The sequence below is a fragment of the Haloarcula rara genome (assembly GCF_029338235.1).
Lineage (GTDB): Archaea > Halobacteriota > Halobacteria > Halobacteriales > Haloarculaceae > Haloarcula > Haloarcula rara.
Genome location: NZ_CP119785.1, coordinates 1,955,357 through 1,980,302, shown reverse-complemented (window position 1 = coordinate 1,980,302; position 24,946 = coordinate 1,955,357). Strand labels below are relative to the sequence as shown.

24 protein-coding genes are annotated in these 24,946 nt (G+C 66.9%); 11 read left to right on the top strand and 13 right to left on the bottom strand.

What is annotated here, in order from left to right:
- The first annotated feature begins 115 nt into the window (after window positions 1-115).
- Window positions 116-1,501: a signal recognition particle protein Srp54 gene (locus P1K32_RS10535; RefSeq protein ID WP_276249688.1), complete on the top strand. Its 1,386-nt coding sequence runs from the start codon at window positions 116-118 to the stop codon at window positions 1,499-1,501.
- A 72-nt stretch (window positions 1,502-1,573) separates the two neighbouring features.
- A complete protein-coding gene (locus P1K32_RS10530) occupies window positions 1,574-3,412 on the top strand; it encodes a bacteriohemerythrin (protein ID WP_276249687.1) in 1,839 nt (612 codons plus the stop codon).
- A 5-nt stretch (window positions 3,413-3,417) separates the two neighbouring features.
- On the opposite strand, the gene surE is transcribed toward P1K32_RS10530, so the two are convergent.
- The gene (gene surE / locus P1K32_RS10525; protein WP_276249686.1) at window positions 3,418-4,284 is read right to left on the bottom strand and encodes a 5'/3'-nucleotidase SurE; all 867 of its coding nucleotides are present in this window, start codon (window positions 4,282-4,284) and stop codon (window positions 3,418-3,420) included.
- 549 nt (window positions 4,285-4,833) lie between these two features.
- On the opposite strand from surE, the gene P1K32_RS10520 reads away from it, so the two are divergent.
- Window positions 4,834-5,412 (top strand): magnesium transporter, encoded by a 579-nt coding sequence (locus P1K32_RS10520; RefSeq protein ID WP_276249685.1) that lies wholly within the window; start codon window positions 4,834-4,836, stop codon window positions 5,410-5,412.
- Window positions 5,413-5,455: 43 nt separating this feature from the next.
- Window positions 5,456-5,974, top strand: coding sequence for a magnesium transporter (locus P1K32_RS10515; RefSeq protein ID WP_276252188.1), 519 nt, complete (start codon window positions 5,456-5,458; stop codon window positions 5,972-5,974).
- 19 nt (window positions 5,975-5,993) lie between these two features.
- On the opposite strand, the gene P1K32_RS10510 is transcribed toward P1K32_RS10515, so the two are convergent.
- The gene (locus P1K32_RS10510; RefSeq protein ID WP_276249684.1) at window positions 5,994-6,320 is read right to left on the bottom strand and encodes a DUF7130 family rubredoxin-like protein; all 327 of its coding nucleotides are present in this window, start codon (window positions 6,318-6,320) and stop codon (window positions 5,994-5,996) included.
- A 101-nt stretch (window positions 6,321-6,421) separates the two neighbouring features.
- On the opposite strand from P1K32_RS10510, the gene P1K32_RS10505 reads away from it, so the two are divergent.
- Window positions 6,422-7,462: a nucleoside recognition protein gene (locus tag P1K32_RS10505; protein WP_419181067.1), complete on the top strand. Its 1,041-nt coding sequence runs from the start codon at window positions 6,422-6,424 to the stop codon at window positions 7,460-7,462.
- Here P1K32_RS10505 and P1K32_RS10500 read toward each other — a convergent pair.
- Window positions 7,459-8,349 carry a CBS domain-containing protein gene (locus tag P1K32_RS10500; protein ID WP_379691091.1) on the bottom strand — a complete coding sequence of 297 codons (891 nt, stop codon included), beginning with the start codon at window positions 8,347-8,349 and terminating at the stop codon, window positions 7,459-7,461. The two genes, P1K32_RS10505 and P1K32_RS10500, sit on opposite strands and share 4 nt — an antisense overlap.
- Window positions 8,350-8,424: 75 nt before the next feature.
- Between P1K32_RS10500 and P1K32_RS10495 the strand changes: the two genes are divergently transcribed.
- Complete coding sequence (locus P1K32_RS10495; protein WP_276249683.1) at window positions 8,425-9,372, top strand: lamin tail domain-containing protein; 948 nt, start codon at window positions 8,425-8,427, stop codon at window positions 9,370-9,372.
- Window positions 9,373-9,479: 107 nt separating this feature from the next.
- Complete coding sequence (locus P1K32_RS10490; RefSeq protein WP_276249682.1) at window positions 9,480-10,031, top strand: hypothetical protein; 552 nt, start codon at window positions 9,480-9,482, stop codon at window positions 10,029-10,031.
- A gap of 1 nt (window position 10,032) precedes the next feature.
- Here the strand turns inward: P1K32_RS10490 and P1K32_RS10485 are convergent, their stop codons facing one another.
- The 9 genes from P1K32_RS10485 to P1K32_RS10445 form a co-directional block, all read right to left on the bottom strand.
- The gene (locus P1K32_RS10485; protein WP_276249681.1) at window positions 10,033-10,650 is read right to left on the bottom strand and encodes an HAD family hydrolase; all 618 of its coding nucleotides are present in this window, start codon (window positions 10,648-10,650) and stop codon (window positions 10,033-10,035) included.
- Window positions 10,647-11,063, bottom strand: coding sequence for an RNA-binding domain-containing protein (locus tag P1K32_RS10480; protein WP_276249680.1), 417 nt, complete (start codon window positions 11,061-11,063; stop codon window positions 10,647-10,649). Before P1K32_RS10480 ends, P1K32_RS10485 begins: the two co-directional genes overlap by 4 nt.
- Window positions 11,060-11,620 carry an AAA family ATPase gene (locus P1K32_RS10475; protein WP_276249679.1) on the bottom strand — a complete coding sequence of 187 codons (561 nt, stop codon included), beginning with the start codon at window positions 11,618-11,620 and terminating at the stop codon, window positions 11,060-11,062. Before P1K32_RS10475 ends, P1K32_RS10480 begins: the two co-directional genes overlap by 4 nt.
- A gap of 597 nt (window positions 11,621-12,217) precedes the next feature.
- Window positions 12,218-13,060: a polyprenyl synthetase family protein gene (locus tag P1K32_RS10470; RefSeq protein ID WP_276249678.1), complete on the bottom strand. Its 843-nt coding sequence runs from the start codon at window positions 13,058-13,060 to the stop codon at window positions 12,218-12,220.
- A gap of 469 nt (window positions 13,061-13,529) precedes the next feature.
- Window positions 13,530-15,416, bottom strand: coding sequence for a PDC sensor domain-containing protein (locus P1K32_RS10465; RefSeq protein WP_276249677.1), 1,887 nt, complete (start codon window positions 15,414-15,416; stop codon window positions 13,530-13,532).
- Window positions 15,417-15,425: 9 nt separating this feature from the next.
- Complete coding sequence (locus P1K32_RS10460; RefSeq protein WP_276249676.1) at window positions 15,426-17,063, bottom strand: ABC transporter substrate-binding protein; 1,638 nt, start codon at window positions 17,061-17,063, stop codon at window positions 15,426-15,428.
- Between the two features lie 239 nt (window positions 17,064-17,302).
- Window positions 17,303-18,244 carry an electron transfer flavoprotein subunit alpha/FixB family protein gene (locus P1K32_RS10455; protein WP_276249675.1) on the bottom strand — a complete coding sequence of 314 codons (942 nt, stop codon included), beginning with the start codon at window positions 18,242-18,244 and terminating at the stop codon, window positions 17,303-17,305.
- A complete protein-coding gene (locus P1K32_RS10450; protein WP_276249674.1) occupies window positions 18,241-19,005 on the bottom strand; it encodes an electron transfer flavoprotein subunit beta/FixA family protein in 765 nt (254 codons plus the stop codon). Before P1K32_RS10450 ends, P1K32_RS10455 begins: the two co-directional genes overlap by 4 nt.
- A gap of 125 nt (window positions 19,006-19,130) precedes the next feature.
- Window positions 19,131-20,246: a helix-turn-helix transcriptional regulator gene (locus P1K32_RS10445; protein ID WP_276249673.1), complete on the bottom strand. Its 1,116-nt coding sequence runs from the start codon at window positions 20,244-20,246 to the stop codon at window positions 19,131-19,133.
- Window positions 20,247-20,401: 155 nt separating this feature from the next.
- On the opposite strand from P1K32_RS10445, the gene P1K32_RS10440 reads away from it, so the two are divergent.
- The 4 genes from P1K32_RS10440 (at window position 20,402) to P1K32_RS10425 (ending at window position 23,765) form a co-directional block, all read left to right on the top strand.
- Window positions 20,402-21,646, top strand: a complete 1,245-nt coding sequence (locus P1K32_RS10440) for a DUF7094 domain-containing protein (RefSeq protein WP_276249672.1) — start codon at window positions 20,402-20,404, stop codon at window positions 21,644-21,646.
- An 84-nt stretch (window positions 21,647-21,730) separates the two neighbouring features.
- Window positions 21,731-22,639 (top strand): AEC family transporter, encoded by a 909-nt coding sequence (locus tag P1K32_RS10435; protein WP_276249671.1) that lies wholly within the window; start codon window positions 21,731-21,733, stop codon window positions 22,637-22,639.
- 56 nt (window positions 22,640-22,695) lie between these two features.
- Complete coding sequence (locus tag P1K32_RS10430) at window positions 22,696-23,070, top strand: cupin domain-containing protein (RefSeq protein WP_276249670.1); 375 nt, start codon at window positions 22,696-22,698, stop codon at window positions 23,068-23,070.
- A 44-nt stretch (window positions 23,071-23,114) separates the two neighbouring features.
- Window positions 23,115-23,765 carry a bifunctional 4-hydroxy-2-oxoglutarate aldolase/2-dehydro-3-deoxy-phosphogluconate aldolase gene (locus P1K32_RS10425; protein WP_276249669.1) on the top strand — a complete coding sequence of 217 codons (651 nt, stop codon included), beginning with the start codon at window positions 23,115-23,117 and terminating at the stop codon, window positions 23,763-23,765.
- A gap of 185 nt (window positions 23,766-23,950) precedes the next feature.
- Here P1K32_RS10425 and P1K32_RS10420 read toward each other — a convergent pair whose 3' ends face one another.
- Entirely contained in the window at window positions 23,951-24,850 is a 900-nt protein-coding gene (locus P1K32_RS10420; protein WP_276249668.1) for a DUF4397 domain-containing protein, read from the bottom strand.
- Between the last annotated feature and the right edge of the window lie 96 nt (window positions 24,851-24,946).

Sequence of the window (24,946 nt, the reverse complement as noted above, 5' to 3'; positions counted from 1 at the left end):
GTTTTTCGAGGAGGGTGCCCGCAGCGCCGCCGATGGCGGCGCTGCGGACACCCGACGAAGAAAAAAGGTGGGACCGCAGTGTTTTACCCGCGCGGTGCTGTAGGTGGGGCCAACAATGGTACTCGACAATCTCGGAAGTTCTCTCCGGGGAACGCTGGACAACCTCAGGGGGAAGTCCCGCATCTCCGAAGAGGACATCGAGGACATCGTCAAGGAGATTCAGCGGTCGCTGTTGCAGGCGGACGTCGACGTGGCGCTGGTCCAGGAGCTGTCGGACAACATCAAGACCCGCGCCCTGGAGGAGGAGCCACCGGCGGGCACGACGCCGCGGGACTGGGTGCTTCGCATCGTCTACGAGGAACTGGTCGATATGGTCGGGGAGTCCACAGAACTCCCGCTCGAAGAACAGACCATCATGCTCGCCGGCCTCTACGGGTCGGGGAAGACCACCACCGCCGCCAAGATGGCGTGGTGGTTCTCGACGAAAGGACTCAGACCGGCCATCATCCAGACCGACACCGACCGGCCCGGCGCCTACGACCAGTCAAAGGAGATGGCCGACCGGGCCGAGGTCGACTTCTACGGTGACCCCGACGAGGACGACCCCGTCGAAATCGCCCGCGACGGGCTCGAGGCGACCGAGGAAGCCGACGTCCGCATCGTGGACACGGCGGGTCGCGACGGGTTAAACGAGGAGCTCATCGAGCAGATCGAACGCATCGAGGAGGAGGTCAAACCGGACCGCAACCTCCTCGTACTCGACGCCGCGATGGGCCAGAGCGCCAAGAGCCAGGCCGCGGACTTTCAGGAGGCCATCGGTATCGACGGCGTCGTCATCACCAAACTGGACGGGACGGCGAAAGGTGGGGGCGCACTCGCCGCCGTCGACGAGACCGACTCGACCATCGCCTTCCTGGGCTCCGGTGAGACGGTCAAGGACATCGAGCGCTTCGAGCCCTCTGGCTTTATCTCCCGGCTGCTCGGGATGGGCGACCTGAAACAGCTGACCGAGCGCGTCGAGCGGGCGATGCAGGAGACCGGCGACGAGGAGGAGGACTGGGACCCCGAGCAGATGCTGGAGGGCTCGTTCACCCTGAAGGACATGCGCAAGCAGATGGAGACGATGAACAACATGGGGCCGCTCGACCAGGTGATGGACATGATTCCGGGGATGGGCGGCGGGCTGATGGACCAGCTCCCCGACGACGCGATGGACGTCACCCAGGAGCGAATGCGTGATTTCGACGTCATCATGGACTCGATGACCGAAGAGGAACTCGAAAATCCGCGCATCATCGGCCAGTCCCGCACCGAGCGCATCTGTGCCGGCTCGGGCAAGCCCGAAGAGCGCGTGCGTGAACTGCTCGAACAGCACAAGCAGATGTCCCAGATGTTAAAACAGTTCCAGGGGATGGGCGACGGCGACATGGAGCGGATGATGAAACAGATGCAACAGGGCGAGGGCGGCGGCATGGGCGGGATGGGCGGCGGCCCGTTCTGAGTCGCTCGAGGCAGTTTTCACTGAGTGGGAATTCCCGGTCTCGCTTTTTTGTTTCGTTACGAAGTCGGGTGTATGGCCGAGTCGGACGGTGAGTTCATCGAGTGGCGTGACGAGCGGTACAGCACACAGATCGACCGCTTCGACGAGCAGCACAAACACCTGTTCGGGCTGTTGAACGACCTGCACGTGGCCATCGAAGCGGGTCACTCCGAGGCGGTGGTGGGGGATATCCTCGAGGAACTGGAGCGGTACACGGAGTACCACTTCGGCGACGAGGAGGAGTTCATGCAGGACTGCGGGTACGCGATGGACTGTGCGGACTGTTTCTACGACCACAAGGACTTCCACGAAGAGTTCGTCGAGACGGTGGGGGAGTTCCGCGAGCGCCACGAGAACGGCGATCCGATAACGACGGACGTCCTGGAGTTCACGAAGGAGTGGCTCGACGCCCACATCGCCGGCCCCGACATCGACCAGAAGTACAGTGAGTACTACCAAGAAGAGGTGCCGGAGGACTACGAGTACCAGCCCGGGAAACTGAACCAGACCCGAGGGGGCGAGCGGACCTACGAGGCCGAGGACACCGAGGTGGAACTCGAAAGCGACGTCTACGTCGGCGGGACGGTATCCATACCGAAAGGGACGGTCGCGGACTGGTTCGCACGGCAGGTCGACCGCCACGGCGACCGGCCGGCCGCGTACGTCCCGACTGGCGACGGGTACGAATCACAGACGTTCCGTGAGCTGTACACGCAGGCGTGGCGGGTCGCCGCCGGCCTGCTGGACGCCGACGTCGAGCCCGGGACGACGCTCGGTATCTGTGCTCGGCCCTCGTACCGCTGGTCGGTCGTCGATATCGCCTGCCATCTCGCGGGCGTCGTCTCCGTCCCCATCCAGGCGGGCCAGACGGACGAACGAACGGTCACGGTCGAGGCCACCACGGACATCGAGACGGTCGTCGTCGACGGCACCGCGAGCGAGGCCGTCAGGGCGGGCGCACAGCAGGTGTTCGACATCAGCGACTTGCCCGCCGGCAACCGCGACACCCTCCCGGGATTCGACGCGGACCCCGACGACGTGGCGACCATCGTCTCCCCGCCCGGGGCGGAGATGGGGACGGTCGAATGTGCGGTCACACACCGGAACCTGCTGGCCGCGGCCGCGATGCTTTCCGAACAGTTCCCGGCCACGCGGGGGTCGACCGGGACCGCCGTGCTGTCGCAGTCGGATATCTTCAACCGGGCGGCGACGTACTACCTCTGGAACCGGGGGGCAGCGGCGGCGTACATCCCGACGGACGACGTCGTCGGCGGGCTCGAAGCGGTGGAACCGGACGTCCTTATCGGGTCCCCGGAACTGTACGACCACCTCCGGTCGGAGCTTGAGGCGGCGATAGCGGAGCTGGGCGGGCTGAAACGACGGCTGGCCAACGGCGCCGCAATCGACCGGGGACAGGCCGTCCAGAACGGGAACACGGGGTCGCTGACGGATTCCGCGGCGGCCCGCGTCGTGTTCGGGCCGCTCCGGGAGTCGTTCGGGCTCGGGGACCTCGACCACGCGCTGTCCGGGACCGACCCGCTCGACCCGGAGACGACGCAGTTCCTCTGGGGGCTCGGCGTCCCGGTCAGTCAGGTCTTCGGGACGACGGAGCTCACGGGCGTCGGCTGTGTCAACGAGTACGGCGCCGAACAGCTGACGGCACTGGGAGACCCGCTCCCCGGGACGGAGGTCGCCATCACCGAAGTGGGCACTGTCGCCTTCCGTGGCGACCACGTCGTCGAGCGCTACTGGGAGACGAGCGACGTCGCGACGGCGGCGACGACCGGCGAGTGGTACGTGACCGACGAGGCCGGACGGTTCGACGACGAGGGGCGGCTCCGGCGGCGCAACCCCGTCGAGGCGACGGAGTAGTCGGACTACCGGTTGCGTTTGCGGACCGCTTCGCTCTCGTTAAACTCTCCGACCAGCCGGTCGAGTGCGTCGGACTGGACGCCCACCGCTGGCGCCGTCAGCGGCGAGCAACTCACCGCGCCGTCGATGATGGCCCGACGGTCGCTCCCTTCAGGGTAGCGCTCGGCGAGGTCGGCCTCGCCGTCAAAGGGGTTCTCCCACCCCGCGGTGTCCGGCCAGACGACGTCGCGCAGCGCGATGTCGCCGACGGTCCCCTGGGTCGCCTGTTCGTCGACGTCGGTCGCCGTGTCGTGTTCGACCTGTAGGTCGTAATCGTGGTAAGGCTCGGTCAGCCGCATCTCGGGGTCCGCCACGTCGACGGGGACGTTCAGGTTCAAAAAGTCAGCCGTATCGAAGATATCGCCCGACAGCGCCCTGACGACCACCTCGGTCATGACCCGGGCCGGGCGGTCGAAATCGTACTCCGCCGCGGGGTGGACGAAGAAGTCCTCGCAGTGGTACGCCGACACCGCGACGGCTGGCGTGCCCAGAAAGCCCGCTTCGACGCAGGCCCCGACCGTTCCCGAGCGGCCGACGACGTAGTTGCCGGCGTTTGGCCCGTGGTTACAGCCCGAGACGACGAGGTCGAACGATTCATCGAGCCCCCGCAGCCCGTACGCCGCGCAGTCGGCGGGGGTCCCGTCCAGGGCGTACCCCCACGGGTGGCTCTCGCGGGCGGTACGGTGACTCCGGGTTCGCCCGACGCCGCTCTGGTTCTCCATGGGCGCGACCACCGTCACGTCCGCGACCGCCCGAAGTTCCTCGTAACAGCTCGCCAACCCCGGCGCATCGATGCCGTCGTCGTTCGTCAGCAGCACCCGTGGCTCCGTCATTAGGGGGAGGTAGGGGTCAGTCAGTGTGAACACTTCGGTCCCTAGCAACAGATAGTGCCGATGAGTTTACTGCTATCGTGAACAGCCAGAAAGCCCCGGCGGGCTGAACTCGGGGGACTCGCTGTCGTCCGAGAGAGCGGAGCTCTCTCGTGATGAACGAAAGGCGCTGCGCGCCTTTCGAACCAGGCGCGCTTCGCGTGCTTGTGATCTGAAAATCGCGAGACGATTTTCATCATCTCGAAAGACGGCAAAGCCGTCTTTCGGTGACGTCGTCCGCCTTCCTTCAGCCCGCCGCCCCTTTCAGTCCCACCCATGCCGGCTGGTCAAACAGCGTTGGGTGGGACTGAAAGGGGCCGGACGCTGGACGAACCCCGGCGACGTAAGCACTGGAGCGAACGTAGTGAGCGAAGCGCGCAACGAGCCGCGGGAGTCCAGCGTCCGGGGGCTTTCTGGCTGTCTGTATCCATCGCGGTAGTAATCCAGGCCGCGCTGTTATCGGCAGCGCCAAAGACGGGTGCTTTTTGCGACTGGACGCGCTTGCGTGTCGTAATGACCGTCCGCGAGGTGGCCGAGGAGGCCTACCGGGAGTCACTGCCCGTGTTGGCACTCAGTGCCGCCGGCGGACTGTTCGCAGGCGTCGTTCTGGGCGGGATGGACGCCGAGCTGGAGCAGGTGGCGGGCCTGCTCGTACTGGTGCCGGCGCTGCTGGCGACGCGTGGAAACGTCTACGGGTCGCTGGGGGCGCGGCTGGGGTCGGCGCTCCATCAGGGACTGGTCGACCCGACCTTTTCGACTGATGACGAGCGGGTGAACGCGGCGGTGGCGGCGGCACTGGCAAACGGCGTCATGGTCAGCGGTATCGCCGCCGTCCTGGCGGTCGCGCTGCTTGGCGTGCTGGGTCGGCCGTCGGCGTCGCTGTCGACGCTGGTCGCTATCGCCTTGCTCGCGGGCCTGATTTCGGGCGTGTTGCTGACCATCGCGGTCGTCTCGGTCGTCTTCGTCGGCTACCGTCGCGGGCTGAACCCCGACACCCTGGCGGGGCCGGTGGTGACGACGACCGGTGACGTCGTCGGCATCGCGACGCTGCTGGTGGCGACCCGTATCGTCCTCGCGCTGGGGGGCGGATAGCGTGGTGGCGTCGAACTGGACCGTGCGGGGTATCGTCCGCCGGATGCTGCCAGTCCTCATCGTCCTCACCGCAATCGAACTGGGCAGCGGTATCGTCCTCGATACGTTCGAGTCGACGCTGCTTCGCTACCCGACGCTACTCGTGCTCGTGCCGGTCACCATCGGGATGGCCGGCAATCTGGGGAGCATCCTCGCGGCGCGGTTCTCGACGGCCCTGCACCTCGGCTTGCTCTCTTTCAGCACCGAGGACGACCGACTCGTGGGCAACGCCGTCGCCACCATCGCGCTGGCGGTCACCGTCTTCCCGCTCGTGGGCGCCGGCGCGTGGCTGTTGCAGTTCCTGCTCGGCGGGACCCGGCTCGCCCTGTCGACGGTCGTCGCGGTCGCGCTCCTCAGCGGCGTCGTGCTGGCGGCGCTGGCGGTCGCCGTCACGACGATAACGACCTACGCCGCCTACCGGTTCGAACTGGACCCCGACGACGTGGTCATCCCCGTCGTCACCAACGTGTGTGACGTGCTGGGCGTGCTGGTGCTCTTTGGCGCCGTCAGGGTGCTGGTGTAGCCGGCGGGAAACGGCGGTCTCAGTCCTCTCGGTCCTTCGTGATGGCCTCACGCGGCGCCCCGCAGTTGGGACAGGTCTCCGGGAACCCCTCGTCGAGTTCCCCCAGCTCACCGCACTCGGTGCATCGCCACATAATGTACCCCTCGCCGAACTCCTGGCCGGGGTCCTCGTCGTCGTGGCGCGCGGCGTCGCCGTGTGCGACGGTCACTGAGGCGACCGTCTCGACCGTGAACCCCGCCGCGGTCGCGTCGCCGACGATACCGACGAGCGTCCCGTCGTCGTTGAAAATCTCCTCGTTTCGCTGGACCGAGACGTCGTCCGAAGCTGTCGTCTGGTTCTCTTCCATCGGATAGCCTATCGGGCCGGGCGTTCCAACGCTGGCGCTTGCAGCTGCAAGTCCCGGGCCGACACGCGGGGACCGACGCCTCTTTGACGCTGTCGACCGAACTGCGTGGCGTGAGTTCGCTGGTCACGCTGCTCGCCGACGTCGTCTGGCGGGTCCTGCGAATCGCCATCTTCCTCTCGATAGGCGTCTTCCTCGCGAATCTCGCGGTCTCGTTTGGCCTCGTCGAGAAGATAGCTGTCGTCTCGCAGTATCTCACCGGCCCGGCGAACCTCCCCGATGAGGTCGGCACCGCCATCCTGACGACGACCGCCTCGCCGACGGCGGGCTACGGCATGCTCGCGGACTTCCGCGAGTCCGGCGTGCTCGACGACCGCGCGACGCTGGTCGCGGTGACCATCAACACGTTCTTCGGGTTCGCCCAGCACATCGTCACGTTCTACGTCCCGATTCTGATTCCCATCCTCGGGGCCCGCGTCGGCGTGCTGTACGTGACGACGCGGGGGCTCATCTCACTCGCCATCACGCTGACCGGCATCGTCGCCGGTGCGGTCTTGCTCGATAGCGCGAACGTCGACCGCGGGGCGATGGCCGCGACGCCGGACGGGGGCGCCAAAACCCGTGCGGACGACGGTACGGCCAGCGACGACGAGGACGAACCCGAGACGAACGTAGAGCGGGTCCTCGAAGCGCTCTTCGAGACCGGCGAGAAACTCGGCGAGATTCTCCCGCGACTGGCCGGCATCTACGTCGTCGTGGCCCTGCTGGTCGCGTACTCCGAGGAGATTCTCGTCCTGGCGGGGGGCTCCGGACAGGCGCTGACGACCGGCGCCAGCGGGCTGACCGGGCTGCTCGGCCTGCCGGGCGCGGCCGTGCCAGTGGTGGCGGCCTTCGCGCTCGATACGACCTCCGGCGCGGTCGTCATCGCCCCGCTCATCGAGAACGGCACCTTCACCGCTCGGACGGCGGTGGCGACGATGCTCGTCGGCGGCATCGTCTCCTTTGCCGTCTCGACGTTCAAACGCTCCATCCCGTTCCAGTACGGCATCTGGGGCCGGGAGTTCGGCTCGAAGGTCATCGCCGTCAACACGGGGCTGAAAATCGGCTGGATCGCCCTGGCGCTCACGATACTGCTGGTGCCCTAGTCAGCGTCGGGAATCGGGTCCGAGATGACGACCGCGTCGCCCTCGACGACACACTCCCCGTCGCCGTCGTCGACGGCAGTCGCCAGCCGGAAGCGGTTCTCTTTGAGCTGTTCGACGACCTCACAGTGGGCGGTGACGCGGTCGCCGATGTCGACTGGCCCCCGGTAGGAGAGCTCCTGAGAGAGATAGATGGTCAGGCCGGGCAGTCGGGCCAGCGCGGCGCTGATGATACCCGAGACCAGCGTTCCGTGGGCGATGCGGCGGCCGAAGCGGCTCCCCTCGGCGAACTCGTCGTCCAGGTGCAGCCGGTTCGTGTCGCCGCTGATCTCGGCGAAGCGCTCGACGTCGTTCTCCGAGAGCGTCTTCGAGAAGCGGACGTGGTCGCCCACGTCGATACCGTCGGCGACGCCGTAGCTGTCGAACTCCCAGTCGTCGTCCTCGTACAGCGTGTCGGGGCGGGTGAAACGGCGCCGCTCGGGGCGGGGTTCGCGTGACAGCTTCGGACGGGTGATGTGGGGGACGTACCGGGAGATGTCCGTCGTCGTCACGATACCCACGAGTTCGCCGTCCTCGACGACCGGGAGCTTCTTGATGCCGTGGGTGCGCAGTCGGTCGACGGCGACTTCCAGGTCGGCGTCGGGCGAGATGGTCACCAGCGCCGTCGCCATCACGTCCGCGACGGTCAGCTGTCGCGTGTCGCCCTCCTCGGCGGTGACGGCGACGATGTCGCTCTCGGTGACGATGCCGACCGACTCCCCGTTGCGCTCGACGACGAGCGAGCCGATGCCCTCGTCGCGGAGCCGCGTCGCCGCCTCGACGATGGGGCTCCCGGGCGTGATAGTGCTTGCGGGCGTCTGCATGACCTCACTGACGTGCAGGGCGAGCATCGACTGGTTTCTCTCGGGCCAGTGTCATAACTCTCCGCCCGAAAGGTTGTGTAGGTGGGTGCCCTCGGTCCGACGATGACAGGTCGGCGAGCCGGCGTGGTGGTCGTGCTAGTCCTGCTTGCGGGCTGTGGCGGGCTCGTTCCCGATTCCGGGACGGGGCCCGCTCCGACGGCGCCGGGGACGGCGACCAGTCTCCCGGCCGACACCACACAGGTCACCGTCACGGCCGTCGTCGACGGCGACACCATCCGCATCGAGTACAAAAACGGCACGCGCGACACCGTTCGGCTTGTCGGCGTCGACACGCCGGAGGTACACGCCGAGAACGACCCCGCGGAGTTCGAGGGGGTCCCCGACACCGCGGCCGGCGCGGACTGTCTCCGCGAGGCCGGGACGAACGCCTCGAACTTCGCCAAAGACCGACTCCTGGGACGGACCGTCGGCATCGCCACGGACCCCAATCTCGACCGGCGGGGCTACTACGACCGGCTGCTTGCCTACGTGGTCGTCGACGAGCGGCTATTCAACTACCGGCTCGTCGCGAGCGGGCGTGCCAGGGTCTACGACAGCGACTTCAGTCAGCAGGGGTCGTTCACGACCGCCGAGGCGGGCGCCCGTGATGCCCGTCGCGGCCTCTGGCGCTGTGTAGACCCCGAGGCGGCCGACTGGACGACGGCCACGGCGACCACGAGCCCCTCGGGACTCGCGCTGGTCGAGATTCACGAGGACGCCGCGGGCAACGACAACGAGAATCTGAACGACGAGTACCTCGTCTTCGCGAACCGGGGCGAGGACGCCCTGAACCTCACCGGCTGGACCGTCACCGACGCCGCGGGCCACAGCTACACGTTCGGAATCTATTCGCTCGGGCCAGGGGAACGGACCACCCTCTACACCGGCAGCGGGAGCGACAACGCGACCGCCCGGTACTGGGGCGCCAGCGGGGCGGTCTGGAACAACGACGGCGACAGGGTCACCGTCCGGACGAGCGGCGGGGACGTGGTCCTGCAGCGGGCGTACTGACCGCCACGCCGGTGACCGAACCGCGCGAGGCAGGTAGATGGCTCGCTATCTTCGCCAGTGGCATCTGAAAGCCGCCGGCTTATCGGTTCGACGACAGTACTGGCGGTATGGTAGACACCGACCAGCAGGCCGTCGACGAGATCGTCCACCAGGGCGAGGGCCTCGGAACTGGGGCGCTCGTCGACATCCTCGAACGGTATCACGACGACCGGCCCGGTGTCCCCGAGGCGGCTATCGCCGCGTACGCACGGGATCTGAACGAACGCGATGACAGCAGCTTCGACACCGAGGTCTTCGGCGAGGTCGTCGACGAGCGCCGCACCGACTCGGACGGCTGGGTCGCCGACGGGGAACGCCTCTACGAACTCGAGGGCGGCCGCATCAGCCAGTATCCGGCGGCGTGGCACGACCAGCTGGGCGGCGAGCGCGACCCCGCTGCCTATCTGCGCTTCTTCGAGGAGAACGCGCCATCGGTACTCAGCAACGCGCCCGGCGGCCGGCAGGGCATCAACGAGGACCAACTCGTCGACGTCATGTCGGTCGTGGGCCAGATGAGCCGCGAGTCCGCGAGAGCCGCCATCGAGGCCGCCCGGGACGACGACCGCATCGTCGAGGACGCCGACCAGCACCCGAAGGCGGGCGTCTATCTGGCAGAGTAGGTCAGAGCAAGGCGTCGATGATCGCCCAGAGGTCCGCCCCCGCCGTGCTGTACTCGATGGGGACAAAGCCCGCGGCCCGCGCGCCCTCGACGTCCTCGCTGTCCCCGACCATCACGTACTCGTCGGCGGGCAGGCGCTCGCACAGCAGTTCAAACGGGGCCGTATCTGGCGTGTGCGAACCCGCCTCGTAGGAGGCGACGACGGCGTCGAACCGGTCGGTGAGGTCGTGGTGGTCGAGTTTGCCGACCTGCCACTCGCGGGGGCCGTCGGTAATCACCGCCAGCGCGCTGTCCTCGGCCAGCCCGGCGAGACTCTCCCGGGCCGCGTCGGGAACCGTCGTTCCCGCGTACGTCCGCTCGCGTAGCGTCGCGACCATCGCGTCCGGGTCGGCGGCCAACCCGTTGGCCTCGGCCAGCGAGCGGGCCGCCGCCATCGACTGTCGGTAGGGGGCTGGCTCCAGGTTCTCGAAGGCATCGCGGAAGGCGTCCCGCGCCGTCGTCAGGACCTCGTCGGACGGCTCGATGCCGTGGGCCGCGAAGACGTCCCGCAGGATATCGGCGTCAGCGCGGGTCCGGTGGACCAGCACCTCGTCGAGGGCGAAACAGAGCGCCTCGGTCATTCCGTGTCGACGGGTTTGCCGTCCTCGGTCGGGGGCGCCACGTAGTCGATGTAGCTCTCGGCGCCGGGGGCTCGCACCGTGACGTCGACGCGGATGTCGCCCAGCTCGGCGGGCTCGCCGACGGCGAAGTTCACCCGGCCCTCGAATGCCGCCTGTTTCTTCAGGTCGAAGGCGAACTGGTCGCCGGTCAGGTTGTCGAAGAAGACCGACCGAGCCGTGTCCAGAATCTCCGCACGGTGCAGTTCCTCGGAGAAGCCCTCCATCGTGTGGACCTCGGCGACGAGTTCGCCATCGCGGTGGTCGGGGTCGGCCTCCGGGAAGAGGTTCTGGATGGCGTCCGCAACTCTCGCCGTGACCTCGGTGTCGTTGACCGGCGCCGTAATCTCGACGTCGACGCTGTAGACGCTACTCACGACTGGGCCTCCACGCCATCTTCGAGCAGTGTCCGGATGCGGCGCTGGAACGACGCGAGCGAGTCGGTGTTCTCGATGGTCACGTCGGCCATCTCCATCGCCTCGCCCATCCCGAAGCCCAGTTCCCGCTCGTCGCGGTCCTCGAGGGACTCGCCGCCCTCCTCGACGCTGGCGTCTCGCCCCCGCAGGTCCAGCCGCTCGGCGCGAACGGCGAAGGGGGCCGATATCTCGACGAGCACGAACGCCTCGCCGAAGGCGTCCCGGAAGGCCTCGACCTCGACGTCCGAGCGGATGCCGTCGACGAGGACGGTGTCGTGGCCGGCCCGCTCGTCCTCGATAATCGGCAGCGACCGCTCGGCGATGGCCCCCGGCCCGTTCTCCTCGCGCAGCGCCTTCGCGACGGTCCCGTGGTCGGTCGCCGGGTCCAGCCCGCGCTCGCGACACTCCGCGCGAATCACGTCTCCCATCGTCACGACCGGGACGCCCATCTCGCGGGCGACCTCGGCCGCCTCGCTCTTGCCGCTGCCGGGGAGTCCGACGACACCGATGACTGTCATTGCCCCTGTGTTGTCGATTCCCGGCTAAAGACCTGCTGTTCTCGTTGTGGTGACTGTTGGGGCCGGACCTACTGGAAACAGCCAGAAAGCCCCGCTAGCAATCTGACACACGAATGCTGCAGTGTACGGCCAGAAAGCCCCGCTAGCAATCTGACACACGAATGCTGCAGTGTACGGCCAGCAAGCCCCGCTAGCAATCTGACACACGAATGCTGCAGTGTACGGCCAGAAAGCCCCGCTAGCAATCTGACACACGAATGCTGCAGTGTACGGCCAGAAAGCCCCGAGCGGCTACGGTCCCGCGGCTCGCTGCGGTCCTCGCTCGTTTCACTCGCTGTGGTCCTTGCTTCACCGGGGTTCCCGTAGCCGCTCGCCCCTTTCATTCCACCCGTAGCCGGTTGGTCAAACAGCACTGGGTGGGACTGAAAGGGGCGGCTGTGTCGACGAAGGCGGGCGACACAAGCACCGCAGGGAGCGAAGCGACCGAGGCGCGCAGCGAGCCCCCCGAGTCGACACAGCCGGGGCTTTCTGGCTCTCAGTGCCGTCAGCTGCGGGACTCCAGACATCGAAGACAGCACCAGAAGCCGTCGTTGCTAGTCAGCGTTCCCGAACGACGACGAATTCGGCGAGTTCCCGCAGGTACTCCACGGACTGAGACTTCTGCGCGTCGACGGTGTCGAGCGCCTCCAGGGCGGCGTCGGACTCGGCGCGGGCCTTGGCGTTTGCCTCCTCTGTGGTGAGGTCGGTCACCTCGACGAAGGAGGGTCGTTCCATCTCGGCGTCGTGGCCGGTGGGTTTGCCGAGCGTCTCTTCGTCGGCGATATCGTCGAGCACGTCGTCGCGCATCTGGAAGGCCACCCCGACGCGCTGGGCGTACTCGCCCATGGCCTCGACGGTGTAGGCGTCGGCGTCGGCGGCGATGGCGCCCAGCTCGGCGGCCGCCCGGAACAGCGCGCCCGTCTTCCGGCGGGCGAGCTCCATGTACTCGGTCTCGTTTGTGGGCTGGGCGACCAGCTCCATAGCCTCGCCCTCGCCGAGTTCGACCATCGCCTCGGAGACGGTCTGCATCGCCCGCTCGTCCGACGAGAACAGCGCGAAGGCCTCCCCGAGCAGCCCGTCGGAGGCGATGATGGCCGGTCCGTGGCCGTACTCTGCCCACGCCGCCGGGGTCCCGCGGCGGACCTCGGACTCGTCGATGATGTCGTCGATGACGAGCGAGGCGTTGTGGACTAGCTCGATGCCGACGGCGAAATCGACGGCGTCGGCCGGGTCCCCACCCAGCGCCTCACACACCAGCACCGCCACCGTCGGGCGCACCCGTTTCCCGCCCGAGAGCACGACGTGGCCGACCTGGTCTGCGAGTTCGTCGGGTTCGACGTCGTCGATGACGGCCTGTAGCCGCGCCTCGACGCGGTCACGACGCGCCTCGAGATACTCCATTACCGTCGGCTTGGGACCACGGGGAAAAGTACCTGACGACCCAGTGTGTGCGGGCATTCCAGATGTCGTGTTTACTTAGGAAACTCCGAGTTCGAACAGCCAGAAAGCCCCGGCTGGCTCCGGTCGAGGGCCTCGCTGCGGTCCTCACTACGTTGCGGTCCTTGCGTCGGCCGTCTTCCCGGAGCCAGCCGCCCCTTTCAGTCCCACCCGTAGCCGGTTGGCCAGCCGGCATGGGTGGGGATGAAAGGGGCCGCGTTCTCGACGAAGCACGGCGAAGCAAGCACCTACGGCGCGTCGTTCGAGAGAGCTCTGCTCTCTCGTGATCACGAAAGACGGCTATGCCGTCTTTCGGACGACAGCGAGCCGCACGAGTCGAGAACGCGGGGGCTTTCTGGCTCTCAGAGCGAATCTCCGCTAAACTAAGCACCGCCTCCCAGACTGGCAAAAAATCAAAAAAGTGACCGCGAAGTCAGTCGTCGTTGTCGTTCTGGACCGGCTGGCTCGGGCCGCCGGAGAAGACGAACTCGTGTTCCGCGGCGGTCTCGAAGCGGTCGAGGATACCCCCGAGCGGCTTCGCGTAGCGTTTGAGCCGGTCGGCACGTTCGGAGACCTCGTCCAGCTCGTCGGCCTGCTGTTTGGAGGTCTCGGCCGCGCTCTCGGCTTCCGAGCGGATAGACTGGCTCTGTCCGGTCGCCTGTTCGAGCACGTTCGCGACGTTCTGGAACTGGTCCAACTCGTCGTTGATGTCGACGTGGGGGTTGCCCTTCAGCGAGTGGAGCCGGTCGATGACCTCGTTGAGGTCGCCGGCCAGCTCTTCGAGGCGGGCCCCCTGATCGGTCGCGTCCGTGTTGATGCTCTCGACGGAGGCAGTGACTCGCTCGGCGGACTGACGGACGTTCTCCGTGTTGGTCAGCACGATGTCACTGGACTCGGCGACCTCTTCGCTGAAGGTCTTGAGCTGTCCGGTCGTCTTCTCCAGCTCGCCGAGCATGTCGTTGAACTCCGCCGCGATGCGGTCCATCGCGTCGTTCTCGTTGTCGATCTCCATGCGCTGGGTCAGGTCACCGTTGGCACACTGCTGCATGACCTCGCTGTAGTCCTGTGCCTTCTCCTGGAGGTAATCGGTCATGGCGAGTGCTTCCTGCCGGGAGACCTCCGCTTCCTTCCGTGCGGATTCGGCCTCCTGGATACGGTCACGCAGTGCGTTGCGCATGTTCGCGAACGAGGCGGTCAGCTGACCGAACTCGTCGCGGCGAGTCACGTCGAGGTCGACGTCGAGGTTCCCCGCCTCCAGCTGTTCGGCCTTCCGGGTCAGCCCGTTCAGCGCGCTCGTCGCACCACGGCCGAAGACGAGCCCAATGAACGCGATACCGAAGAACGCCGCGCCCGAGAGGACGAGCAGGTTCGTAGTGATGGTGCTCCGCAGCGCGTACGCCGTCGAGAGCGGGACGTGGGTCGCGACGATCCAGTCGTCGCCCCCGACCGCGGCGAACCCGATAGCGTAGTCCCCGTGTGACGGGACCGTCGAGCTGTTGATCTCGCTGCCCTGAACGAAGCCGGTCTCGCCGTTCAGCCCGTCCTGGAGGATACTCAGCTGGTCGGGGTTCTCCGAGTAGACGGAGAGCGAGCCGTCGTTACGGTCCAGCGCTTGAGTGTCCTGGGTCCCCGCGACGATACGGCCCTCGCTGTCGATAACTTGCGAGTAGACGTCCTCGGATGGGGCCGGGAGGTCCCCGGCCAGTGCGTCCATGTCAGCCTGGACCACGAGGTATCGGCTCTCACCGCTCTCGGTCTCGACCTCCGTCACGAACGACACGAGCGAGCGTCCCAGTGCCTCTTCTGCACGGGAGATGAACACGCCGTCATCGTTGGTGCTCAGATTCCCGACACGGGTCTGCCAGGGCGCCTCGCGCGTGTTGAGGTTCTGGCCGATCTCGGATTCGTCCGTGCTCGCGGTGATGTTCGAGCTGTCCTCGAAGTCGACGAGGTGGACGTTGTAAACGTCCCCCGGGAGCTGCTCGCGCTCGTTCTCGAGGAACGATTGCCGTTCCTGCTGCGTGCCGCTGCGAACCACCTCGAACTGCGAGAGTCGACGGGTGGTGTCGCTTCGTGACTCGCGCCACTCCTCGATCTGTGTCGCGCTCTGGTTCGCGACACCCGTATACTCCGTCTGGGTCTCCGCAGTCAGCTGATCGGACGTCTGGTCGTACGTGTTCGCGCTCACACCGACGATGACGACCGATATCAGCAACAGCGCGACCAGGAACTTCGCGAGGAAGCTCCGTGCGAGAAAGCCGGGAAGGATGCTACTGGCTTCCTCGACGCTCCGTGATTGCTGTGTGTCTTCTCCACTCATCGTTGTGTATCAGTTCCCATTAGTTCCGTACTGCTGACCGTAGTCTCTGTCCAAGAATCTGTCGTCTGCGACGTAGCGCTGGGGAATCGACTCCTCGGAGAGGAACCCCTCGTCGTCGATAGTGGACGCCGCGTCGTCCAGCGCTGCCTGTGCGGTCTGCTGGCCGCTGACGACGCTGCTCATCGCCCCGGCGGCCCGGCGCATGATGTTCATGTTCTGGGGCGTGTCGACCGGGACCGGCGGATACTCCTGGGGCTTGTCGGGTTTGCCACCGGGAACGGCGTCCATCCCCTGGTTGAACGCCTCGATGTACCCCTCGCCGGGGACCGGGGGCGCGTTACCCTGCTCGATCTGGTCTTTGATATAGTCGAACCGGGCATAGCCCGCGCGGGGCCCGTCGTCTTCCCACTGCCGCGTCGAGAGCAGCAGGTTCGCCATGCGTGAGTTAGCCCACTGGAGATACAGCCACGCCGCCTCTGGGTTGTCCGAAGTAGCGGTGATACCGGTCGCCCAGACCCAGGTGTCGGCCACCGGATCCTGACCGTCCGGTCCCTCCAGTGGCGGGAGCCACTTCGTCTCCTGCATCACCTCGGTGTCCACGATACCGGAGGTCTGTGGCGTCGAGTACATGATCCCGACGTCGCCGTTGCTGTAGGCGTTGTTGTTTTTGTACCAGTCGTACGACCCGGGGTCCGTCGGGCCGTACTTGTTCAGCATGTTGCCGAAGCGTTCGAGCGATTTGACGCCTTTTTCCTCGTTGAGTGTCGCCGTCCGGTTCTCCCGGTCGATCCACTCCCCGCCGTAGGTTTTGAACATCGTCCCCCAGTTGGCTGCCGACAGCGTGGCCGAACTGGTCCGAGAGACGATACCCTGCCGGTCGACGTCGCTCGACTCGGCGATAGTCTTGGCGGCGGACTCCAGTTCCGCGAAGTTCGTCGGTTCCGAGAGCCCGAGCGTATCGAAAGTCGGCTTGTGGATGGCCGTCCCACCGTAGAACTCGATGCCGTTCGGCAGGGCCGTCAGCTCGACCGTGCCGTCGGCGTTGGGGTAGGACATGAACTCGATGGTCTGTCGCCTGTAATCGCCCATCCGCAGCCACTTCTTGTCGGTCAGGCTGGCGTCGTTGATGTACGGGATGAGGTCACGGACCCAGGCGGTGCCGTTGTCGCCGTAGTGGTAGCCGCCCGAGGGCCACAGCCCGTTCATAATGCCGTCGTAGGGATTGTTCTCACTGGAGAGGGCGCTCTCGGTCTCAGACCAGAACTTGTCCTCTGAGACGATCTCGTACTCGACCTCGATACCGGTGAGGTCGGTGAAATAGTCCTTGACCGCCTTGTTGTTCTCCTCGCCTTCGGGCGTCGTCGAGAACGTCGTCGAGTATGGGTGCAGCCCCATCCCGAACGTCAGCGTGATGTCGTCGTCAGAGAACTGCTCCCAGTTGATGTTGGCCTCTCTGGCGTGTTCGTTGAGCTTTTTCCCCCACTCGTCGATGCCCTCCGGCTTGGGTGGAACGTCCGTCGGGCCGTACTCTGTCGAGTCAGAGTCCGAGAAAATCCCACCACACCCGGCGAGACCCACCGTCCCCGAGACTGCCAGTGTTTTGAGTGCGCTCCGTCGTGATATGCGGTCAGTAATCCGGTCTGTCATTGTGATTTATGTATGCGCCGAGAGGTCCCACGCCGGTCGCCTCGGCGACCGGCCCATACTCGCCCCTCTTGCTGACACGTACATCATTAATCACCCATCATAAGTTTACCGGAAATAAGGGTTCTGACAGTAAAGAAGACCCTACTGGCAGTATTTTGCATACCAGAAGAACTCAAAATATAAACAGTGATACAGTCCCGGTAAGCAGAGGCTACACGGCAGTAAAAATTCCGGCCGACTCAGGAATCGAACGCGGCCACCGGGGCTGGGACGACATCGGCGAAGTCGGCGACGATGCCGTAGTCCGCCACGTCGAATATCGGCGCAGTCGGGTCCCTGTTGATAGCGACGACAGTGTCGCTCTCACGCATCCCGACGAGGTGCTGGGCGGCGCCGGAGACACCGATGGCGAGGTAGACGTCGGGGGCGACGGTCACGCCGGACTGGCCGACCTGCCGCTCTGGTGGAAGCCACCCCCGTTTCACCGGTGGGCTGGCGGCCGCGACGGTCTCGTCGATGGCCTCGGCGAGGTCAAAGACCACCTCGAGGTTCGCCTCGGCGCCGATGCCGCGTCCGACCGCCACGACCACGTCGGCCTCGGTGAGCTCGCGGTCACCGAGCGTCTCGGAACCGGTCACCGTCGACCGGACCGCTACGTCGTCGATATCAGCCGCGAACGACCAGATTTCGGCGTCACCAGTCGCCTCGGCGGAGGGCCACTCGCCGGGCCGGAGCGTCACCACGGCCCGGTCGCCGTCGACGGCGAACGTCGTCACCGTCCCGTCGGCCTCGCGGGCGACCGTCAGGCCGTCCGCGGCGTCCAGCCCGACCGCGTCGGTCACGACCGGCCAGCCGAGTCGGGCAGCAACTGCGGGGGCGTACGCCAGCCCGGTCGCCGAGCCCGGCGCGAGGACGACCCGCGCGTCGATGTCGGCGACCAGTTGTGTCAGTGCCTGCGTGGCGATGTCGTAGGTGAACTCCTCGCCCTCGGCGACCGTGTGGACTACGTCGACGCCGTCACGGGCGAGTCGTGGTGCGAACCGCTCGGCGTCGCCGCCGACGACGGCGGTGTGGACGGGGTCGTCGGTCGCCTCGGCAAGTTCCAGCCCAGCCGTCTGTGTCGCGCGGCTCACCTCGCGCAGCCGGCCACCGCGGTGCTCGGCGACGGTGAGGACAGTCACGGCCCCACTCCGTGAGCGCGGAGGGCGCTCGCGAGGTCGGCCACCGCCTCGTCCGGCGGTCCCTCGAACAGTGTCACGTCGCGGTCCCGGTCGGCAGTGCCGGCCCGTGTCAGCGACGGTTCGATAGCAGCCGGGTCCAGCCCCAGGTCGTCGAGTGAGCACACCGCAATCTCGGCCCGGTGTGCGGCCCTGACTGCCCCGAGGTTCGCGTGCCGGGGCTCGCTGGCGCCGGACCCGACGGTGAGGACGGCCGGCAGGTCGACCGCGACCAGGTCGACGTGTGGACCGTCGCGGTCACACCGGACCGAGACGACGCCCGCGTCGCGATCGAGCGAGATGTCGGTGACGACCGTGGCCCAGCCGTACGACAGGGTCGACGCCAGGGCCACGCCGGTCGCACCGAACCCGTCGGGACCGGACTGGACCCCCGCAAGTACGAGGGCGGGCTCTACGTCGGCGGCCACCGCAGCCAGCAGCCGCGCTTTCAGCCGGGGGTCGAACAGGGCCGTCTCGGCGAGGGCGTCGTCCCAGACACGTATCCCGCGGTCGGCCCCCTTCGCCAGCGCCGCCCGGACGACCAAGTCGGCCGCCGGCGGCCCGACGGTCGCCGTGACGATTGTCACGTCCCCGTGGGTCTCCCGTAACCCTACGGCCGCTTCGAGGGCACGGGCGTCCCACGCACCGAGGCGGTACTCGGTGCCGCCGGTGTCGGAGTCGCCGTCGGCCCGGGACACCGGCACCGCTGTGACAAGGACTTGCACACTGAACGGTGGGCCGGCAGCGAGAAAACGCTACCGCCGGCCCGCTCATCTGGTGACTGTAGGTTCGGAAAGGTGTTCGCCACCCCAGGGTGGCGAAGTACGTCAGTTTGTTACAGCCACCAGTATCAGTCCTCGATCTCGGTGACGTCCTCGTCGGGGAAGGAGATGAGGTTCTCCCGCCCGATGCGGAGCTTGTCGATGCGGTCGTCCTCGTCCATCGACGAGAGCAGCTGGGACACCTTGGCGTTCGACCAGCCGGTCTCCTTGACGATGCGTGCCTGCTTCATCCGACCGCCGTTCTGGGTGAGCAGCCGTTCGACGCGTTCCTCGTCGGAGAGCAACTCGACGTCGACTTCGTCGGTCGACTCGTCATCGTCGGTGGTCGGCGCGGGCGCCGACGGTGTGTCCCCGCCGTCGCTGTCGGTCGCGCTGCCGCCTACGGCCGGGAACTCGTTGGACTCGTTCAGGTAGAGCAACGCGGCCACTACCCCAAGGACGAGCAGGATGCCCAGACCACCCCACAGCGGGAACCCGCCGCCCTGGATGGGGCCTTCGTCGGTCGCTGTCCCCGTGCTGTTCGGGGACCCGCCGCTATCGTAGACGATGTTCAGATCGCCACGTTCGAACGTCGTCGCCGGACCCCCGTCGATACGAAGGTCTCCGTCGTCGATATAGGAGTTCTGCGGCGAGTTCGTCAGGACGTACCCCTGGGGCGGGGAGATGACGAGTGACTGGCCCGCCGCGAGGTTGGTAAGCCACGTCCCGCTCGGCGTGTAGAAGGCGTCTTCGAGCCGGAGCTTACTGCCGCTGACGGCCGCGAAGTTCGTCCAGTTGAACGAGAGGACGAGCCGTCCCTGTCCGTCGTCCACGACGTACTCACGGTTGACGTCTCGCAGTTCCATGTCGCGCCCGGTCGCGCTGGCCGCCGCATCGCTCGCGGTCCGGAACTCCGCCAGTGCGTTCTCCTCGGTGTTCCCGGCAACGAACGTCTCGCCCAGCCGTTCGAACGCTCGGGTGTCGTTCTCGTCCGTCAGATTGAATCGCTCGACGACCCGCCAGCGCGCGTCTCCGTCCGGGTACAACTGTACCTGGAACGTCGTGTTCTCGGCCGCCAGTTCCTGGGCCGTCGTCGACTGCGCGGCCGGCTCGCTGGGGGCGGCGACAGGCAGTGTGGCTGCCGAGGCCGCTGGGAACGCAACAAAGAGGAGAACGAGGAGGACGGCGGATACCCGCGGGGCCATATCACACAAAGAGTGTACGGGCTGTCGGCAAAACCCTTTCTATCGAAGAATAAAACGTCAGCGGTGGCGGTGAAACGTCTCGGCGCTTCTCACGCGACAGTTACGGGTGGTGTAATGGGAGAGATTTTTGTACGCTGCCGGTATACGAATCGACAATGCGACCGCTTCCTGCCCTCCTCGTCGCGCTGCTGTTCGTCACCGCGGCGGCGTTCCCGGTCGCCGGCGCCTACGCGACGCCAGAGCGGACCTTCACGACGGCGGTTCCCGCCCAGAATATCGACACCGTGGAGAACACGACGAATCAGCTCACCATCCCCGGCGGTGAGGTCCGACGGACCAGCCACAACGAGACCGACGTCGACGTCGGCACCGCCACCGAGGGCTGGTCGACACAGCTCCAGCACCGACACGACGCCCTCTCGTTCGAGGAACGCTTCCGACGGGCCGACGGGCGCGAGGCGCGGGCACGACTCGTGACCGACCGCCTGGCAGCTATCGAAGCCCAGGAGCAGGCCCTCGACCAGCGCCAGGACGCCGCTATCGCCCGCTACGCCCGCGATGAGATATCTGCAGCGGCGTTCCTCAGGACGCGCCTCGTCGTCAACGCCGAGGCGAGCGAGCTACTGGCGACACTCGATCGGGTCTCGGCTGCCCCCGACACCGCGCCCGAGTATTCGCTGAACGAGTCCACCATCACCCGCCTTCGCTCGGTCGAGGGTGAGCTACGGACCCTTACCGGCCCGATCGGAGACCAGCTCCAGTCGGGTGAGGCGGCCGGCCGCACACTGTACATCGAGGTCGCCGACACCGGTTATATGCTCGCGACGGTGACAGACGACGAGTACGTCAGAGAGACCCGCCTCGACGGCGCACGGGACGCCAGTGCGCCCGACCAGTTCCTCGACACGGCAATCAACGACGGTGACCCCGAGACTGACCGGTTGGACGTCGCGGACGAGCGGGCGGCCGACCTCTACCCGTGGCTCTACGAGCGACAGCGACCGAGCTTCACGTTCTACGGCGATTCGGGCATCTACGAACTGACGGCCGACCATCCCAACGGCAACCTGCGGGCGTATCTCGACGGCGGGACGACCGACGTCTTCTACGAGGAGCAGTTCCGCAGCCTCTCGGACGTCCGGACGACGTCGACAGCACGTAACGTCAACGGCACCCTCGCGGTGACGGTCCGCCAGTCCAGCGCGACGGGGCCGCTGCTCGTCACCGCGTCGAACAACGAGACCGACAGCGACGTCGACGGGACGGTCACGATTAACGGCCAGCCCGTGGGCTCGACCGGGAGCGACGGTGCGCTCTGGACCGTCGAACCGCGCGGGGCCTACACCGTGACCGTCGCGGCGGACGCGGGCACCACCAGCGTCGTCGTGCAGGCGAACTGAGCGAGACGCAGTCTGCCCCTGACTGCCAGTGGCACGGCGCCCTGGTGACGAAAGCCACTAAAGTACCTGCTCGAAGGGACCGGTATGGCCGTCATCGAGCAGCTCGGTTTCATGCTGGTCTTTCTCGCCATCGGCGCGGCCGCACGCAGCGTCTCCCTTCTGACCGCGTCGCGGACGGAGACGTTGACAGCCGTCGCGTTCTACGTTGCCCTCCCGGCGCTGGTCTTTGCCTCGACGTTCGACCGCCCGCTGGGCGAACTCGTCTCGCCGGCACTGCTGGTCGGCTTCTGGACCGTCCTCGCGGCGACCGTCGCCGCCGGCTGGATCGTCCACCGCCGCCGGGAGAGCGATGCCCGCCGGAGCGTCGCCATCGTGCAGTCCTACCACGGGAATATGGGGTTTCTGGGGCTCCCACTGGTGGCGGCGACGCTGGGCGGCGAGGCCGCCGCCATCGCCAGCGTCGTCCTCGGGCTGGGCGCGCTGACCCACGTCCCCGTGACGGTGCTGACACTCATCCGCATCAACGACAGCGACGCGTCGTTGTCGGGCGAACTACGGGCGCTGGCTACGAATCCCGTCCTCGTCTCGCTTTCCGCTGGCATCGCCGCCTCGGTCGGCGGTGTCGGCGTCCCGGCGCCGATGGTCACCGGCCTCGACGCCGTCGCGACGCTCGCGCTCCCGCTGGCGCTTGTCTGTGTCGGGGCGAAACTCGACACGGAGCTGTCCCTGTCGACGCTCCGGCCGACGACCGGCGTCGTCCTGCTGAAGGTCGTCTGGATGCCCGTCCTCGCCTGGGCCGTGTTCTCGGCGCTGGGCGTCGGGTCGACGGCCCTGTCGGCGGCCGTCATCATGCTCGGTGTTCCCACCGCCGTCTCCACGTACGTCTACACCAGCGAACTCGGCGGCGACGCCGCCTTCGCCTCGATGAACGTCGTCGTGACGACCGTGGCGTCGCTTGGAACGTTATCGGTGCTCGTCTGGCTGTTCGGATGACACGGGTCGGGGACACCACCACACGCTTTTCCCCGCTCGCGGCCCCACCACCCAGTATGCCTTACCACCACATCGACCCCGAGGCGCTGCCGGAAACCGAGGACTACCCGTGTGACCGCCGGGGACTCTCGGACGCGGCGGAGCTGCTGGCGCTGCACGCGGCCACCTACGAGATGGCGCCCGGCGAACAGCTCCCGCGTTCGTATCACTACCACAAACAGCGCGAGGAGCTGTTCTACGTCGTCTCGGGGCCGGTCCACATCGAGACACCCGACGGGGAGTTCGTCGTCGAGACCGACGAGGTGTTCATCGCCGAGCCCGAGAGCCCCCACCGCGCCTTCGTGCCAGAAGACGCCGACCAGTCGGGCCGCGTGCTCGGCGTCGGCGCGCCCAAGTCCGACCCCGGCCTGCCGTACGAACCTGACGAGTGACTGGTTCAGCTACGTTTTTCCGGCCAGGCCGTCGACTGTGACCCATGACACGGAAAGAAGAAGTCAAAGCGGCACTCCTCGACAGCGGCGTCACGGCCGTCCTGCGGGGGGTTCCGGAAGACCAGATGGTCGACGTGGCCCGCGCCGTCCACGACGGCGGGGTGCGCGCGCTGGAACTGACCGCCGACGCCAAGCGGTGTTCGGAGCAGGTCGCTGCCGTCGACCGGGCGCTCTCCGACACCGACGCCATCGTCGGCGTCGGGACGGTGATGGACCCCGCGGCCGCGCGCAACGCAATCGAGGCCGGCGCGGAGTTCATCCTCGGACCCCACTTCGACGAAGACGTCATCGAGGTGTGCAATCGCGAGGGTGTGCTCTGCATTCCGGGCGTCATGACACCCACGGAGGCCGCCGACGCGATGGCCGCCGGCGCGGATATGCTGAAGATGTTCCCGGCCTCGACCGTCGGCCCAGGACACATCAGTGCGATTCAGGGACCGCTCGGCGACGTTCCCATCATGCCGACCGGCGGCGTCGACGCCGAGAACGTGGCGGAGTACTTCGATGCGGGCGCAGTCGCGGTCGGTGCCGGCTCGGCGCTAGTTGACTACGAGGCCATCAGGAACAAGGATATGGACGGCGTCCGCGAGAGCGCGGTCGAGTTCGTGGAGGCTGTGGAGCAGGCGAGGGACTGAGCAGAGCGAAGTCCCTCGAAGCGAAACGGGGAACGGAGTGACCCGTGGAGCAAGCGAGGAACCGAGCGGAGTGAGGGTCCTCGGAAAGAGCGAGCGGCGGTACAGAAGGTGTCGTGACAGTTGACCCGGACACTGTCACGACGGACGAGCGCCGTGGCCCGCGAGACTGTGCGACCGCGGTGGTGTCACATCCCGTCGGTCGGGGTCGCGGTTCCCGTGGCAGTCCCAGTAGGCGTTTCCGTCCCGCCGGTCATGCTGTCGGGTTCGGCGTCGGTCGCGACGACGAGCCGGGCCTCGGGCTGCCCGCCGGCGGGTTCGAGATAGCCCGTCGCGAAGACGGTCTGGGCAGCCATGTCGGTCAGGTCGACGCTGAACGTCCCGACCGGCTCCTCGTCGTTGGCCAGGCTATCCGGCCGGAGTTCGACGGTGCTGGTGTCCGAGGGAACGGTAACGTACTCCCCGGCCCCACCGAACTCGATGTCGTCGGCGATGACCGTCTCGCCGGAAGTGACGTCGACGGCGGGGGCGTCGGGAATCGTGTGGACGGCCTGGACGTTCGTGTTGCCAGCGTCCGCCGTTCCGGCGTCGTCGGAAAGCAGCGTCACGGTGAACGCCTGACTCTCGCCCGACACTTCGCCGACGGCCGCGGCCGTCTGGCGTCCGCTCTCCAGTGTGACGGTCTGGTCGAACACCGCCTCCGACCCGCCGGTCGGCGTGACGGTTATCTGGTGGTCTCCGGTCGTCACCGACAGGTAATCGCTCACCGTCTCGAACGGAACGTCCGTGAGTACCTCAGTACCGTCGACAGCGACGTCCACGTTCGGCGCGTCCGGCGCGAGGTGGGCGACCCGGAGCATCGCGTCGCCCCCCGTGGGCGTCTCGGTCCCGTCCTCGGTCGCTTGCTCGGCCTCCGTCTCCGTGGGCTCGGCCGTCTCGGTGTCCGTCGGCTCTATCCCACCCGACTCGGTGTCGGTTTCGGTGGGCGTCCCGCTCTGCCCACCGCTGTTACTACAGCCGGCGAGGGCGACCAGCGCACCGCCGGCGACCGTCAGTACACCGCGTCGAGTCGTGCTGTTCCGTTGCATCGATAGGCCCGTCTGCGCCAGGGCTTATGGTAAGTGACAGTTTACGAGGGGTAAACCGGATTGTAATTCCGGATTGACTCGACACTATCGGGTGCG